The sequence below is a fragment of the Pedobacter sp. genome, from assembly GCF_031119335.1.
Taxonomy (GTDB): domain Bacteria; phylum Bacteroidota; class Bacteroidia; order Sphingobacteriales; family Sphingobacteriaceae; genus Pedobacter.
In genome coordinates, this window is record NZ_JAVHXT010000010.1 from 62,870 (window position 1) to 78,742 (window position 15,873).

Genomic DNA, 15,873 nt, shown 5'->3' on the forward strand with positions numbered 1-15,873 from the left:
CGGGTTGCTCTTCGGAGAGTGCTGTAGAGGCATATTTTCCACTAAAAGTTGATAATTCCAACAATGAGTCCAACAAATTGGCAACTCATGTTGAAGAAAACGAAAAAACAACTTTACTTACATTACGAACTAGGCATATACAAAGGGGTATCATTTAAACTAGTGATACCAACAAAGCATAACAAAGAAAAGTATCCAAACTACTGTATCCAATATAATGGCTCGAAGCGTTATTATATCGGCGTGAAGGATGTTTATATTCAATTCATTGAATTGGAAAAGGTACATCAAACTACAGAGAACTTAATAAACATGTACCTTCCGATTATTCAAGAACAGATTTATCCATCGATAAATCAAATTGCGGTAGTTGAAGGGACTTTAAAGTTAACCTCCTTAGTTACTTTTGCTATCAACAAGTATTTCAAAGAGCAGGAAAGGTTATCACATATTGGCGAATTGGTTGACATTACAGATTACCGAGATAGAAATAAGAAACTCAATAATTACTTCGCGGATCATTTGGGAGACAAGTTGAAATTGTCGGATTTAAATAAAGATGTCTGGTCAGAGTTTAGGTTTTACCTTTTAGCTAATTATAAGATCAAATCTAACTCTACAGTTAACCAATATATAGTGTATGTCAAGTCCTTTTATAATTGGTTACAAAATGATCAAGAACTAAATATCGTTAATCATGCAGTGAAGCTTAAAAGATTGGATACTTCAAAGCAGGAACTTAAATACGGATTTGTAGAGCATGGTTTAGTTAACGAATATTTAGATACATTAAAAAGTGATGAAAGGTGGTTACGGTTGAACATTATTAGTTTGCTTGTTTACGAGAATGCAAAACGTCCTGTACAGGCTTACAGATTACAAGCTAAAGATGTTGACTTGGAAAGAAAAACGTTGTATCTAACACCTAAAAGTAGAAAGAAAGCTAAAGAAGTAACATTTATAAGTGATGAACTAGCCGAATTGATAGGAAAGGTTTATGTGAATACGATAAATAGTGGACGCATTATTGAACCTGATGATTATCTTCTTGGTGGAAGAAACTGTTTTAAGAAAGGTGGAAAGGCGATTAGTCAAGGAGATATTAGGGACACGCAAATAGTGAAATTTAGAAAGCTTTACCCAAAGTTTAAAGACATTCTAATATACAGCTTGAAACATACTACGATAACAACAATAGCCCAACATGATTTAGGCTTAGCACAAAGAATGGCTAATCACAGTAATCAATCTACTACGGAAATCTATAATAGAGGTAAGCAATCTTCACAGGCGATACCAAGAGAAAGGCTTTTGAATGAATTTAAAGAGAAGTAAATCCAATTGATTACAATAATCTATCTTTAAAGCCGAGTAGATAAACCTATTCGGCTTTTTATGTTCGAACTAATCCCGTTAGAAATAGACCCCTTAAAAGTAGCTAAGTACAGAAAGTACGATTAGACTAATCCATCATTTATGGATAAATATGCTCACACATTGATATGTGAGGAATATCAAGAGCAATATTTTAATACGATAACCCAAATTTTTGAAAGATACAAGTTACCGCAAATCCATAAAGTAGACCTTATTTACATAATCGGTCAACACCTATTCATTTATCAATATCTAGATGAAAAGTATTTAGATGCTTTAGAATGTAAAGAGCCACTCGATTTTATAAAGGGATATATTGAGCAGACCAATTTTATAAGTAAAACAAGCAGATCGGAAGATGCATTGAAATCCAAATTAAACGCTAGATACATCGAATTGGTAAACCCATCTATTAAAAACGATACACCAATTAAAATCGGTAATGCAGATTTAGCAGTAAAGGCAATTTATCAGTTGCTAAGAAAGCAGCATTACCATTCATTGATGCAACTATTAGAGCCTCACGAGGAAATACCTCCAGTTGAGGTCATAGATGAGCTTTTAAAAGAAGTAAACTATATCATCAATTACCGAAGTTACTTTGTGGCAGAGATAGCCGAAGATATTTTAGATTACACAAATACTTATCTAGAGAAAGAGTTATCAAGAAAACAAACGCTATTTATTTCTGACCTACTAATAGTTAGTGATATATTTCAACTAGCTAGTGATAAGGAAAACCAATTATTTGAGTTGACAACAAATTTTAATAAGGAGAATATCGACAATCTTCAGAAAACAGCATACCTAAAAAGGACTCTAAAGAATCATCGCAAATTCATCAAGGGTTAACCCCTAGTTATCGGGTTACCTACTTTCTATTTTTATCCTTATCGGGTTCCCCGATGATACCAGCTACTATTGCCAATTTTGAACCATTGAAAGACAAGGAAGGAATAAATAAATAATGCTTCTAGCTTCAATTAAAGCTTTGCGCAAAGCAGGTCTATTAAATCCAAGGTGCCCATAAAGCAAACGAGGATAATAATATAAAAACTATAAAAATGAATAACTCAAAATTAGATTTTCTCAGTTTGTACACTGAAAAATGCAGAAAGATCAAGAAATATGGCGTAAAACGTCCTTTAGTAGAAGGTTATTACTGTATAACCGAATTGATAGATGTGGAATTCCATGCAAATTGGTTAAGGTTTATGGTATCGGCCGACTGGGTTCCTTTGGACGTGTCTCCTGATAGCGAAGATGAAATAAATATTATACTAGATCTCGGAGTGCTCTTTAATAATTTTTCAGATGGGCCGAAAGAAATCAATCCCAAAACCTTAAATGGAGCGGTAATTAAAGTGTCAGAAGTGAAATTATTAGAGGGCGAATATGAAGGAGTGACAAAATTTTCTCTCTCTGCAGTATGGACTATAGAAACACTAGGTAGTACGATTTCTACAAAAGCTGTAGACCCAACAATTCAGAATGCTGTAAATACTAGCGATCATGAAATAGCGGAAAAATTCACACTTGAAAAAGCTGCTAATCCATCATTCTTTAAAGCAGAATATGATGATTATAAAGCTGTCGAAGATCAACAGGTGAAAAAAGACATACTTAATTCTAAGCCTAAATACTAATAAATCAGCCCCATTGTTTATCAGGCAATGGGGCCTATTAACTTCTAAAAATGAAAATAGATACGATTTATATCAACGAGATTGATAGGGAATTGCGCATTGGCGATATTTTGGGAAAGAACGGATATCCTAAGTTACTGCCATCAGATTTCATTATTGACAAGGTACGTCCAAACTTTGGAGCAACGCAGTTGGAACTAGATTGTGATAGAAATTCAATCATCGCCATTCCTTTAATTGATGTGATGGATGTAAAAAAACATGGTAGCAAGCATGACATATGCGTAGTAAATGGGAATACTAAAACCGATGAAATCAAAGACTATATTTCCAGTGATAGAAAGTATAAGAAGTTTATGGTTACTCCAGATAGTTTTACTAGGCTTCTGACGTTACTTAAAAAAGATGTTGCGTACAGAGAATACTTCCTACTTTATGATGAATGCGACCAATTGATAACCCATTGCCTTTTTAGAAAAAATATCCTTAAGCCGATGGAATATTTCTTTGAATTTGAAAACAAGGCATTGATTTCGGCAACACCAATCATTCCAAATGATACTAGATTTAAGGACAATGGCTTCAAGATACTTAGATTTCAACCATTATTCGACTACTCAAACAAACTAACGTTAATAACAACCAATAACCTTCGGACATCAATAAGGAATATCCTAACAAATGTCAGAGATAATAAGCCAATATTTATATTTAGCAACTGCGTAAAGACAATGCTATATGCAAGTAGGCTTGATTTCGTAAAGGACAACTGCAAGGTATTCTGTTCTGATAAGATAGAGACAGATTTCTTTTCAAAGGAAGGTGTTTTGAACATTGAGAATACCGTTGCATCGCAAGAATATGAACAGTTCAATTTTCTTACAAGCAGATTCTTTTCTGCTCTGGATATCTACGTAAATGTTAAACCACATATCGTTTATATTACGAATGTACCACAATCGAAACCGTCGATTATCGACCCTTTTACGGATGCTATCCAGATAATGGCTAGGTGTAGGAATAGTATTTCTTCAATTACACACATTACAACCCTCTACCAAGGATTGCCACATAAACTTGAAGAAGACCTAGAGGAAGAATTTAATTTCTCTCACAAGCTGGTTTCAAAGATGAAGACAGCAGGATTTGATTTTGAAAATGAAACTGTTAAAACCGTCCTGAATGCTGTATCAGAACATAATATATATAAAATACTAGATGTAGATGCCGAACATGTAACCCATTCATATTTTAAACAATCACTCCTGCACAAACTAAAGGTTGAGAACTATTATACCGACGGAACAGCATTAAAAGCAGCCTATGAAGCAACTTTACATTTTAAAGTAAATTATAGAAATGTCTGTCATGCTATAAGCGAAGAAGACCGACTTAAACTTAACAGGTTAAAAGGTCGGGAAAAGCGAAAAGCGGTGGCAAATGGACTATATAAATTAATACAGTTCTACGAAACACAAAGCAAACCGTTTGATAATGAGTTTTTGGATGCATTAGAACTGTTTAAAAAGGAAGACGAATTAGTATACGAGCTTTTCTTCATGGGAATGTTGGAAAACATGCAGTCAATAGATTTTAAGATTAAAGAATTAAAACAGCTTTATTATAGTTGCATAATCGAAAAGCGTGATAATACGTATTCGGATATGATTGATTACATACTAACTCATTTTCCTTTGCACGTTAAAATATATAGTTCTGATTTAAAGGCACAATTGCAGCGTATTTATGATAAATTCAGTTATGTGAAAGGATATAATGAGGTGGTAAGAGCCAAAGCCAACAGTATACTGAACTATTTTGAAGGAAAGCTTATAGAGCCAAAGAGACCAGATAAAACGAGGGGATATGAAACATACTATATACTAGGTAAACCGAGATATTCGCTCTCTAATGATCTCAGTCTGTTGGCTAAGAGGTAGGGGATATTTTTCCTAACTATTATATTATAATAAGGAGAAGAAGAAATATCCCCAGTATCCCCACTAAGCCACTTTTAATTCTTGACAGTTTTGGTCTTCAAGCCCTTTTAGGTAATAGGTAAAGTCCCAGTCGATAATTAACAGATTCAAAATCCCATATTTATTAAATCTCGACTTATCTATAAATCCTTTGTCAGCTAGTGAGAGGTATTTTTTGTAAATAGCGTTCTTACTAATGCCAAGCATTTTAACAAAACGATCCATCTTTCCAATTACAGTGGTAGGTGTTACACTAAATTGGTATAACAAGAGTAAAATTGCTTTTTCATAATTTGTAATCCTATCTTCACTCAATAGTTCGTAAGGTATCATGAAAAAGTAATCACCTTTATCTAGCTTGTTAAAATAATAGTGGTTCGGATACGATTTGTTAGCTGATTGAAATCCTGCTCTTCGCCATATCCTTATATATCCCGCATCTTTTAATCTGCTTATGGACTTTATAATAAAATCTCGACTAAGTCCAGCTCTGTCAGCAATGCTTTCATATGATGGAAAACATCTATGATCTGGATTGTCAAAGGATTTTAACGCAACGTAGGTTAGTACATCTAGATAATTTAAATTTTGCTCATCAAGCTTTAGAAAGTAAGGCATTTTAATGAATGGCCTTTTAACATTAGACATTTGTTTATTTACATAATCATATTAATAATTGATTATCTCGAAATACTTGGAATATCTTTAAAGACCTAGATTTAGGTCTTTGGGCATATATAAAGATACGAAAAATTGGAGGTTTTTCCTACGACGTACTCTAACAAGATATTGATATCTGTAGATATATAATTGATAATGTCCCTATATTATTTTGTTAGGGTACGTGAGAGGAAATTCTATAAGAGCGACAGAAATTATATATATAAAACATACTCAATTTTAAAACCCACCCACCCCATTTGTAATCCGCGCTTGTAGCCTCTATCAAATCAATACCCACGGCATTTGTCTTGGAAAATCGATTTAAACTACATTTCTTCCTAATACATACCGCTACGATTTTACAAATCTTAAACCACTTTAGACCAAACCTAGCGGTAAACTCCTAATCACACACTTAATAATCCAACATATTAATCAATTAACAAGTGCGCTCACAAGCGCATTTTTCATTTAAAACCTTTTAAAAATCAAAAACATGAAAAAGAACACAACCTCTAAACCAGCAACACAATTTGTAATGGTAACACCTGAAGCACAGGTTACGAACAACGAAGTGCAGAAAGCCTATCAGAAGATCATTGAAGCGGCTCAACAGTTGCTTACAAAGTTTGAAATGGTAAAATATCGGACTTACGTTACTGTAGATAATTTAAAGGACGAACAAAATACCAATTTTATATGTGAGTTCATCTGCCATTTCTGGTCAATTAATCTTATAAATGGAAGAGATGGTCGCTATTACATTTACATCAATTACGATGGCAACTCTATCGAAAAGTTCGGAAGTAACTTAACTAATTTATTGCTAAGGGAAGCTTACAGGGCTACAAATTCCGAAGATGGAACAATTGGTTGTGAATATGCTTTAAAAGTAATGTTTGTTGACCATGACGTTCGTAGTTATTATTACCGACTTTGTTTTGAAGGGGACACGAAAACAGCAACCATAGCAGTAGTAGAAAGACCAGAAGCAGCGTAAATTTTAAGGGTAGAAATTACGCCTAATCTCTTTGACTATATTATCTTTGTTGTTTAAACAAAAGAAGATATAGAGTAGAGATAAATTAGAATTACATATAATTAAGAAATAAAGCGTTAGCTAAAGTTCTTGTGCTTGAAACCTAGGAAATTTTAAACACAACAAGAACAGATTAGAGAACGTTCACGCGAAAGCGTGGACTGTTCCACTCTGTTGTGTTGGGTTCCTAGGCCCTCAAGCATGGATTGGTTACGGTTCCACGCTTTTGTGTTTATAACAAGTCAATAGGGAACAGTTGACGCTTGATTTAAAATAATGATAATTGAAACTAACGAGTTTAAATGTCCTAATTGTAACTATCACTTATATAAACATAATAAAGTAGTTGAGAAATTAGATGGTTACTCTTCTGATGAACAAGTGATAAATTGCGAGCGATGTAATGCTAAATATTTATTAAATGGCGATGATGTAACCACGTGGTCTAAAGGAATAGAGCGAAACAATAAAACTTTAAGTCAAAATAGCAATAGTGTTCCAGTTGTGACATATTTGATTTTAGGTTTGTTCTTAGTCGGTGGGTTCTTCTTTGTAATGGATTATCTAAGTCAGGGAAAGGAATCTATAGTTGCAAACAAGGTTTCCCAAATAGTTCCATCTACGTCTCCGTCGAATACAAACAATACAACTTATAATTCGCCGAAAACAACAGCTAGTCAGCTGTCAATTAACGAATGTGAGTTGTCAAAGGCGAGAAAGAAAGCTTTATCTAAAACTAAGTCATTAAACCTATACTTCGTTAGCGATGATGAACTGGGAGCGCAGGAAGATTTAGATAATTGTTCAGTCACATACCGATTTTATGTTAAAGAAATTGGATATGACTCGGAGGGAAAAGTGTATGTCAAGGATAAGCTAAAACATTTGCTTTTAACATTTAAGAAGCTAGGCAATGATTTTGAGTTTGTTGAAGGAAAGTTGTTTAGAGGTGTTAACAGCACAAAATATCTTAAGATCGATTAGTATTTAACGATAAAATTTGAGTTTAAGGGAACGAATTCGTTCCCCTTTACTTTTATATACTTGCATCATAGTCAAATTGATAGTTATATTTATATATCTAATTTAATCTCAAATGACTACGGAAGAAATACAAAATATTTATGCATTAGACGTAAAATCTAAAGAGATATACATTCTTGACGCTGTTAGTGGAAGAAAAGGATATTTCTGCTTAGGTTGTGGTAAAGAAATGCAGGCTGTAAAATCTATTATACAGGGGAGAAAGTCCTATTTTAGACACGATGTAGAAGCTAATAAGGTAAAAGGAAAATGCGCTTATTCGGATGAAACATACCGTCACAAGCTCGCTAAAGAAGCGTTGCAAATATCTAAACGAATTAAAGTTCCCGCCATTTTAAAATATAACCCAAGTAATCAAGGCGATGCGTTGCTGATAAGACCATCCCATTACGTAGAAGCACATTCAGTTTCTATTGAGCTTTCTTTTTACGAAACCGATGACGGAGAGGTTAAATGGGGAAAGGATATCGGAGAAGGTAAAAATCTTCTAATTCGACCAGATGTTACTTTCTTTGATAATAGTGGGCAACCTATTTTGCTTATTGAAATAGTGGCAACCCATAAGCTAACAGAAGATAAAATCATACTAATGAGGAGACTTGGAATAGATACAGTTACTGTAACAATACCAAAAGATTCTCCAGAAGCTATAAGACAAACGTTTGATGAAGTAAACAGGACTAAGTGGATTTACAATTATGAACAAGAGACAACTCAATATTTATCACTTTCCGACTCAGATGCAGAAGCAATACCATCTATTGATGAGCACCAAAGAAGAGATTTTAGAATTACATTCAAATGCAGACAGGCGGAAATTAGAGACCTTATTCGCAGAATTGGAAGATGCTTGGAATCTGAACAATTCAGAACAGTTATCGAAGCAAATAGACGAGAACTTCAAAGAGTTGAGGGAAATGCAGACGAACTCCGAACAATTATTAGAGAACAATCGGAAAGAGACAGCCAATTCCTTATCGGAGAACAGCAAGGAGAGGTTGAAAATTTTAGAAAAGCAAGAGGAAAAAATCAGTCTATTATCGACAGAATTGAACAACAGTATAAAGATTCGGAACGAAGATATCTCGATAAGGCAAGAGAAATTGCAACTAAGCAGGCAGAAATTGAAAGAGCAAACAGAGAACGAATCGCAACTAGCGAAAGAGAGGAAAAACACTTTGAAAATGCTAAATCAGAACTTGAACAGCAAGAAATTAGCATTGGCGAAGCTACAAGAGAAGCAGAGAGATTTGTTATCGAAGCAAAAGGAAATAACAATAGTCGAGGAGGAGATTTTGAAGAGAGAGCAGCTAGAAATAGAGCAAATAGAGAAAGAGAATTTAGAAGAGGGAAAGAAATTAAGGAGCAAGCTGAAAGAGATATCGCAAGAGAGCTTGAGAATCGAGGAGAAGCTTTCAAAAGAGATGAAGATAGAAGAAGCGAGTTGGGAACACAATATGATGAATTTTGTAAATCAACAATTGAAGCCGTTAAGAGAGGAGATTTTAACGGAGTTCCCCAACTTGACGAAGGATATAAAGCAATGTTATCTAGACGCGGATTATTATCTGATTACTCAGAAAATGAACGCACTTACAAGAGAAATAGGTCAGTTAGAGAATTTCTTATCTCGGGCGCATTCAAAGTATGGCTGCCCAAGTCGTAGAGAACTTGATGTGGCTTATAAAAATTATGAAGCTTCTCTAAATGGAGCATCCTAAATCCATTCCTTGCCCTCATTTGTGGCGTACCAAGGGAAAGGAATGGTTTAGTCTTTATATCTGTGGTTTAACAAAATTGGTGCTTTCTAATTGAGTAAGTGCTGAACACTTTATCTGTAGTAGTTCTTGGGTAAGGGCACTACTAACCCGATTAGGTAGAGCGGTATTCGTCGCTACTAATGTTTGCATAAGAGACCGCCAAACACACGTTTGTCACTCCTTATGCTTAAACAAAGCGGCGCAACTCATGGAAACTCTCTGTCTTTAGTAAACTAAATCCTTTCGTTTCCAACTTTTCAGCTCACCTGCGTTCTCGCCTTTGCTGCGTAATGGTCACGATGTTTGGTCAAACATCCCGCCAATTACTTGTGTAAAACATAGTCAAAGTCGTTGTTGCACAACTTTACCTTTGACACAAATGCTCGTTGAGCAGGCGGTGAGCGTTATGTCTTGCAATTAAAAGATTTTTATATTAGTTTAGTTGAAATATGCTCTTAATCTCAAAATAAATACATAAAAATATTTTCTGTAAAGCTTTGTGTTAGGTGCTATTTTAAGCGTTTGGTAAACTTTTATTTATCAAATCCAATGAAATTTTAATATCGAACCTTGTAAAAATTTGATAGTAATATACCATTAAAATGAGCGAAACCTTAGATAATGATGCAACAAAAAAGCTTTTAGGATTTGAATATCAAAAATTAGTAGCGTTAGAATACTGTCTAAACGCCCAAAACGGCGAGTATGTTTTTATCGAATGCTTCGGAGATGTACAATATGGAAATGAATCTATTGAAGTTAAGCATCATGAAGGAGATACGAACCTTACTAGTAATTCTGTAGATGTTTGGAAAACGCTGAAAAACCTTGTCGCTGAATATGATAAGTTAAAATCTAATGATAGATTTATTCTTCACACTACACAGAATATACCGAAAGATAGTATTTTTCACAATTGGAATAGTTTAAAAAAAGATACAAAGTACAAAACACTGAAAGATCATGATATTTCAACTACTTCTAAAGTGTTTAAAGATGAAATTTTTGGCAAAAAAATCTCCAAAACCGATTTACTCGTAATCTTGGATAAGTTTGTCATTTTTAGTGGTGAGCCAAAAGTTAATGAAAAATTAGTTCAACTAAAAAAACACGCCACTTTTAAATTGATACACGATGATTTGAAAAGTGCTGCTGTAGGTGTACTTCATCAATGGGTCGTAGAGAAAGCCATTGATAATTCAAATAAATGGGAAATTAATATCACTGATTTCAATTCAGATTTACAATTCAGCTTATCGAAGTTTACTAAAGATTATGTTCCTTTCCCTTCTGTACGTGAATCAGAAAGGAATGATGAAAATTTAGTTAAAGGTTATAGGTTTATAGAAAAATTGGGAGCTATTTCTTTAAGAAATAATGATTTACACCAAGCTTTTCAAGATTATGTTAGATCTGAGGAGGCCTATGAAGAGATACTAAAAATAAATCCTACTTTAAAAGATAATGTAATAAAATATGAGGAAGAAATCAGTTCTAGTCTAAAGAGCGAAAAAAGCGCAGCTCTGTACCAACTTTCAAACTACTCATTTATAGATAATTCTCATATAAAAAAGTCACAAGAAGTTTATTTTAGATGCATTAATAATCCTCATAATGAAATTATAGGATTTAATGGAACCCAAAGATTTTTTAGGAATGGTAGGATTCAAAATATTAACGAAACCACTGATTTTGAATGGTTATATAAAGAGACTGATCTATGAATATAGCTAGAACTGAAGAGATTCTCTTCAATCCATTATTTACATCTAAATTATTGCTGATGGCTTTAGCTGGAGCACAAAATAATCGTTTGAAAATGGAACTGATCTATTATGTTTTGCCGCTGATTTACAACAAAACAATACGAGATAAACTTTTGAAGAGTACTTCAAAGAGTACCTTTAATACGTTTCTTAATTCTGAAGTTAAAATGGAATTAATTGTAATAGATACTCTGTTGACAAATTATAAAAAGAAGACAAAAGAAGCTTTAATTACCTTGTCAAACACCAATAATATCGAAATCTTAGACTACGTAATTCTTACAGATAAACAGGAAACTATTTATTCAAAAGAGAAAAATCTTTTGCTAAGAGATTATTATAAGGCAGCATTTAATTTAGGATCAATTCTTTCAAAGGAAGATTATAGGAGAATATTTTTCAATTTATAACTTATGCAAGCATTAATATCACGTATATGTCTTTTTAAAGATACCAAGGAATCACGGACACTAAAGTTCGATGAGGGATTAAATATAATTTCTGGCGATTCTAAAACAGGTAAAAGCGCAGTAATTGAGATTATCGATTATTGTTTGTTTGCAAGTAGATCTACTATTCCAAAAGGAATTATAACCGACTGGACAGATCTTTATTGCATAATATATAGAGTGAAAGACAAGCATTTAATTATTGGAAGAAGAAAAAATAGTAATCAAATGTATTTCAATGTCGAAATTAGTTCGACTTTTCTTGAACACTTTTCTATTGAATATTTTTATGACAGGAAACTGCTTGATTTAGATGAAGCTAAAAGAGAATTTGAAAAACATATCGGAATTTCTGTCTTAGATACAAGAGCTGATGAAGAAGAAGATAAGAGGAAATCTGGAGGCAAAGTAACAATGCGAAGTTTTGTGCCTTTTTTATTTCAGCATCAAAATTTAATTGCTAATAAGCATAGTCTTTTCTACAGGTTTGATGATTTTTACAAGAGAAAAAAAACTATTGATGATTATCCTATACTAATGGGATTCGGAGATGCTGATTTTTTTGATTTACAGCGAAATCTGGAAAGTAAGCAGAAAGAATTAAGTCAAAAGAAAAAGCTAGACGAGAAGTTGAAAATCAGCAATGAACAATTAAGAGACGACCTCTATACTGTTTTGTCATTTTACTACACATTTTTAGGGAAAGAACTGTCTGCCGATATAAATTTACCTGAACTTAAAAAGCTTATTACAGCTTTGCCAAGTGCCAACGCTAACTCAGTAGGTGATCAAAATCTTAACGAACAACTTAGAAAAGTAGATGATTTGATCTTTGAGAAAAAGAAAGAATTAGAAATAGTTCAGAATTTATTAGATACAATTAAATCTAATAATGACATATCTAAAAATTATTATAAAAATATTAATCGATTAAAGTCTTTAGCGTCAATCGAAACTAATGTTAGTGAAATTCACTGTCCACTTTGCGAGCAAGAAGTAGAGGCGATAGTAGATAAAATTGGCGTAATTCGAGAATCTAATGAGACATTAGAAGAAGAGTTTGAAAAAATTGGCACATACGTAAATGATACATCAACTCAAAATGCTTCACTTAGAAAAGAGAGAGATGTCTTGAAAAGACATTTAAAAGAACTCAATATTAAAGCTGAAAGCTTAAATAAACAGATATTAACAGAGTTCAGCACTAAGAATGAATATGAAAAAGGGTTACTGTTAAAAGGAAGAACAGAAGCGAATGCTCAAAACCTTATTGAAAGAAATAAGATTTTATCAAATAGTAAAAGTGATTATTCAGAGTTAGAAGCAGAAATTGAACAACTCAAAAACAAACTTGCTGGTTTCAATCTAAAAGAAGAGTTGCAAAGAGCTCAAATAATACTGAGTAATAAGATGAGTGATATTTGTGATCTGCTTGATTTTGAAGAAGAATTCAAACCAGGTAAGATATTATTTGATCTGGAAAAATTTAGCTTGAAGTACAATATTGAAGGTAAAGAAAATATCTTGCTATCTGAGATGGGAAGTGGCTCAAACTGGTTAGCAATACATTTATCGGCATTTTTAGGTTTCTTGTATCTCCATAGCATAACTAAGACTTCAAAAATACCGTCAATATTAGTTTTGGATCAACCTAGTCAGGTATACTTTCCAAAAGTTTATAAAGAATTGGATGAAGTCGTAGAAAATGAACAAAAAAAAGTTGATGATAATATTGTTCAAGTAAAAAATATTTTCAAAGTAATATCTGATGAAATTTTAAATATTGAGAACGAATGTGGTTATAAGCCTCAAGTAATTGTTTTGGAGCATGCAGATGAAAGTGAGCTTGATCAATTTATTAAATATCGCTGGAGCAAAGATGGAAGTAAATTGATTTAGTTTTTAAATTAGTGAACTTATGCATATATGAAATATTGGGAAATATTACTCCTTAAACAACGTGAAAGAGGCAAAGACGGGCTGACAATTCCATTTCTTATAGGAAGTCAACAATATTTTCCTTCATCAATGAATTATAACATCAACTCTTTAATTCAAGAAATGGCGATTAGTAAAACATTTGAAACTTGCATAAGATATTGTATGGGAACACAGACGTTAATCGCAGAGGTTAGAAAGGAAAAAAATGCTGTTTATTATGTTCAGGATAGTCAAAAGCTGACAAATATTTCGATTGGAGTAATGTCAAAATCGGACTTAGGATTAGAACTTGACGAATTAATTATAAATCTCATTGATAAATTCCAAACTCACATTAAAGCTGAGCAATTTTCTGCCGAACCAAATGTAGATGGACGTAGCGTGAAATGGAATAAGTTTTCTACCGAAGATGTTCAGTTTATTAAAGACTCATTCAGTCTGTTATGAAAATCAATTATATTTGTTGTAATTAAATTAAAGCGCTCGGGAGGATTAACTGATAGTAATTTTTAAATCCAATTTTAGATTAATTTACAGAATAGCTACCGATTTTACCTAGATACCCATGTTAGAACCAAAAATGTAAAAAGTGGAAATTTTTAGTGAATTCAATTGGATTATCTTATTCCAGACTTGGTTAGGCGCATTATGTGCACATTTGTTATCGCTTTATAGCGATGACTTCAAGGGAACGATACCTTTTATAAAAAAAATGTTCCCAAACAAAACTGATGCCTTTTATTTTAGAGTCGACTTTTTATTGTTACCGATTATTGGAGCTTTACTAGCTTACGTACTGTTAGACCCAAGCTCACTTAAATCTTCGATTTTTGCAGGAATAAGTTGGAGTGGAACCTTAATAGCAATGTTAAAAAGAAATACTAACCAAATTGAAGCCTCCGGAAATGAGTAATATTAACTACATCTACATACTTCCGTTAATAGCGACTTTAATTGCTTCACTATATATTTTTATTACTGCAAATAAAGATAAGAAAGCAAAGAATATAACTATGACTCTAGTCGTCGCTACTCTATTAAGCTCGTTAATAATCAGTTTTTATTACGACTCTATATTCAATGATCAGTATGAGGAGGTTAGTGAATTATTAGCTAAAAGGAATAGTCTAAATATTGATACTTCAAATTTAAATAAAGTAGACCTGCATAGCTTAGAATTAGCTAGAAATAGGATGAAAGACCTCTTAGATAGCATAAAGTTACAAAATATTGAATTGGAGAAATTGAAGGTAAATATTGAAAATTATGAAAAAATAATTGGGAACAAGCGTGAGGTCAAAGGTGATATAACTAAGAAGATATTGGAAAATAAGGCTGATATCGCTGAAATAAAAGGTTATAACACAAAGCTGGACGACGAGATACTTGATAAACGAAAAGGATATATGGTTTCTGGGAGGTCATCTAATTTTGTATTCGATTGCCCAAAAGATTATTTGAGTGAGAATTTAGAACTCAAATTGAATTTTATTAATGAAACTTTGTTTGAAAAGATTGAATATATTTCTATTTCTTTTTTAGAGAAAACTGATGAAAAGAATTACACAATTATTAGTAATGAAATATTTAAACCTCAAAAAGGCGTGAATGCCTTTAAGATAAAAAATGAATTTAAGAATAAAAATAACAGGAAAATTGAGTTGGAAGTTGGATATGTCCTGAAATCAGAAATGGGAAAAGATTTTCCTAGAATTGAAAGAGTTGTATGCAGAAATTATTGAAAATATGAGTGAATTTGATAAACAGTTAAAGAAGAACTTAAATAGGGACGTGTCAGAATTTATTAGTAAACCTGATTATGAATCCATAAGACAGCTTTATAAAGATAATTTTGATAAAATTGTTTTTTACATAAAAAGGTCTGATGTTAGATTGGCAGTCGAAGATATTGCTGATATCGATGTGAGGCTAACTAAAAAAGTTATCGATAGTGTTCTACTGCTAAAGGAGGTCAACAGAGCGATACTTAGCCAAGAATTGACTTTAAATGATATCATATAAAACAGTTAACTAATTAATTGAAATTCAATTATCAATTTTTGCATAAATCACTCCTCAAATTTAACCTTTCTCCCCAACACGCTTAAAGGAACTACGGCATAAACGCTCACGTGGCATTTACGCACTACCTATTTATTCCGTTCCTCCTTTGCTTAGTTGCGGACAAAGGTTGGTCATGCTCCATAAT

At 32.8% G+C, this 15,873-nt stretch carries 14 protein-coding genes; 13 read left to right on the plus strand and 1 reads right to left on the minus strand.

The features are described from left to right. The first annotated feature begins 87 nt into the window (after positions 1 to 87). From REI64_RS11895 to REI64_RS11910, 4 genes are all read left to right on the plus strand, one after another. On the plus strand, positions 88 to 1,335 hold the full coding sequence (locus REI64_RS11895) for a tyrosine-type recombinase/integrase (RefSeq protein ID WP_308850345.1): 1,248 nt from the start codon (positions 88 to 90) through the stop codon (positions 1,333 to 1,335). A gap of 141 nt (positions 1,336 to 1,476) precedes the next feature. Further along, positions 1,477 to 2,229 (plus strand): hypothetical protein, encoded by a 753-nt coding sequence (locus REI64_RS11900; protein ID WP_308850346.1) that lies wholly within the window; start codon positions 1,477 to 1,479, stop codon positions 2,227 to 2,229. 212 nt (positions 2,230 to 2,441) lie between these two features. Then, a complete protein-coding gene (locus REI64_RS11905; protein WP_308850347.1) occupies positions 2,442 to 3,023 on the plus strand; it encodes a hypothetical protein in 582 nt (193 codons plus the stop codon). Between the two features lie 50 nt (positions 3,024 to 3,073). After that, positions 3,074 to 4,963: a hypothetical protein gene (locus tag REI64_RS11910; protein WP_308850348.1), complete on the plus strand. Its 1,890-nt coding sequence runs from the start codon at positions 3,074 to 3,076 to the stop codon at positions 4,961 to 4,963. 63 nt (positions 4,964 to 5,026) lie between these two features. On the opposite strand, the gene REI64_RS11915 is transcribed toward REI64_RS11910, so the two are convergent. After that, entirely contained in the window at positions 5,027 to 5,650 is a 624-nt protein-coding gene (locus REI64_RS11915) for a helix-turn-helix domain-containing protein (protein ID WP_308850349.1), read from the minus strand. Between the two features lie 511 nt (positions 5,651 to 6,161). On the opposite strand from REI64_RS11915, the gene REI64_RS11920 reads away from it, so the two are divergent. The 9 genes from REI64_RS11920 (at position 6,162) to REI64_RS11960 (ending at position 15,406) form a co-directional block, all read left to right on the plus strand. Continuing rightward, positions 6,162 to 6,665, plus strand: a complete 504-nt coding sequence (locus tag REI64_RS11920) for a hypothetical protein (protein ID WP_308850350.1) — start codon at positions 6,162 to 6,164, stop codon at positions 6,663 to 6,665. Between the two features lie 315 nt (positions 6,666 to 6,980). Then, on the plus strand, positions 6,981 to 7,688 hold the full coding sequence (locus REI64_RS11925; RefSeq protein ID WP_308850351.1) for a hypothetical protein: 708 nt from the start codon (positions 6,981 to 6,983) through the stop codon (positions 7,686 to 7,688). A gap of 112 nt (positions 7,689 to 7,800) precedes the next feature. Beyond that, entirely contained in the window at positions 7,801 to 9,414 is a 1,614-nt protein-coding gene (locus REI64_RS11930; RefSeq protein ID WP_308850352.1) for a hypothetical protein, read from the plus strand. A gap of 696 nt (positions 9,415 to 10,110) precedes the next feature. Continuing rightward, positions 10,111 to 11,232, plus strand: a complete 1,122-nt coding sequence (locus REI64_RS11935; protein ID WP_308850353.1) for a hypothetical protein — start codon at positions 10,111 to 10,113, stop codon at positions 11,230 to 11,232. Continuing rightward, entirely contained in the window at positions 11,229 to 11,684 is a 456-nt protein-coding gene (locus REI64_RS11940) for a three component ABC system middle component (protein WP_308850354.1), read from the plus strand. The genes REI64_RS11935 and REI64_RS11940 overlap by 4 nt, the downstream gene beginning before the upstream one ends. Positions 11,685 to 11,687: 3 nt before the next feature. Further along, positions 11,688 to 13,622 carry a DUF3732 domain-containing protein gene (locus REI64_RS11945; protein WP_308850355.1) on the plus strand — a complete coding sequence of 645 codons (1,935 nt, stop codon included), beginning with the start codon at positions 11,688 to 11,690 and terminating at the stop codon, positions 13,620 to 13,622. Positions 13,623 to 13,649: 27 nt separating this feature from the next. Next, on the plus strand, positions 13,650 to 14,111 hold the full coding sequence (locus REI64_RS11950; protein WP_308850356.1) for a hypothetical protein: 462 nt from the start codon (positions 13,650 to 13,652) through the stop codon (positions 14,109 to 14,111). A 142-nt stretch (positions 14,112 to 14,253) separates the two neighbouring features. After that, positions 14,254 to 14,577, plus strand: a complete 324-nt coding sequence (locus tag REI64_RS11955) for a hypothetical protein (RefSeq protein ID WP_308850357.1) — start codon at positions 14,254 to 14,256, stop codon at positions 14,575 to 14,577. Then, on the plus strand, positions 14,570 to 15,406 hold the full coding sequence (locus REI64_RS11960; protein ID WP_308850358.1) for a hypothetical protein: 837 nt from the start codon (positions 14,570 to 14,572) through the stop codon (positions 15,404 to 15,406). The genes REI64_RS11955 and REI64_RS11960 overlap by 8 nt, the downstream gene beginning before the upstream one ends. Positions 15,407 to 15,873: the final 467 nt, after the last annotated feature.

Coding starts and splice junctions, on each gene's coding strand:
- REI64_RS11945 (WP_308850355.1), top strand. CDS start 11,688: ATGCAAGCATTAATATCACGTATATGTCTTTTTAAAGATACCAAGGAA.
- REI64_RS11905 (WP_308850347.1), top strand. CDS start 2,442: ATGAATAACTCAAAATTAGATTTTCTCAGTTTGTACACTGAAAAATGC.
- REI64_RS11925 (WP_308850351.1), top strand. CDS start 6,981: ATGATAATTGAAACTAACGAGTTTAAATGTCCTAATTGTAACTATCAC.
- REI64_RS11920 (WP_308850350.1), top strand. CDS start 6,162: ATGAAAAAGAACACAACCTCTAAACCAGCAACACAATTTGTAATGGTA.
- REI64_RS11950 (WP_308850356.1), top strand. CDS start 13,650: ATGAAATATTGGGAAATATTACTCCTTAAACAACGTGAAAGAGGCAAA.
- REI64_RS11935 (WP_308850353.1), top strand. CDS start 10,111: ATGAGCGAAACCTTAGATAATGATGCAACAAAAAAGCTTTTAGGATTT.
- REI64_RS11910 (WP_308850348.1), top strand. CDS start 3,074: ATGAAAATAGATACGATTTATATCAACGAGATTGATAGGGAATTGCGC.
- REI64_RS11930 (WP_308850352.1), top strand. CDS start 7,801: ATGACTACGGAAGAAATACAAAATATTTATGCATTAGACGTAAAATCT.
- REI64_RS11895 (WP_308850345.1), top strand. CDS start 88: ATGTTGAAGAAAACGAAAAAACAACTTTACTTACATTACGAACTAGGC.
- REI64_RS11940 (WP_308850354.1), top strand. CDS start 11,229: ATGAATATAGCTAGAACTGAAGAGATTCTCTTCAATCCATTATTTACA.
- REI64_RS11915 (WP_308850349.1), bottom strand. CDS start 5,650: ATGTCTAATGTTAAAAGGCCATTCATTAAAATGCCTTACTTTCTAAAG.
- REI64_RS11900 (WP_308850346.1), top strand. CDS start 1,477: ATGGATAAATATGCTCACACATTGATATGTGAGGAATATCAAGAGCAA.
- REI64_RS11960 (WP_308850358.1), top strand. CDS start 14,570: ATGAGTAATATTAACTACATCTACATACTTCCGTTAATAGCGACTTTA.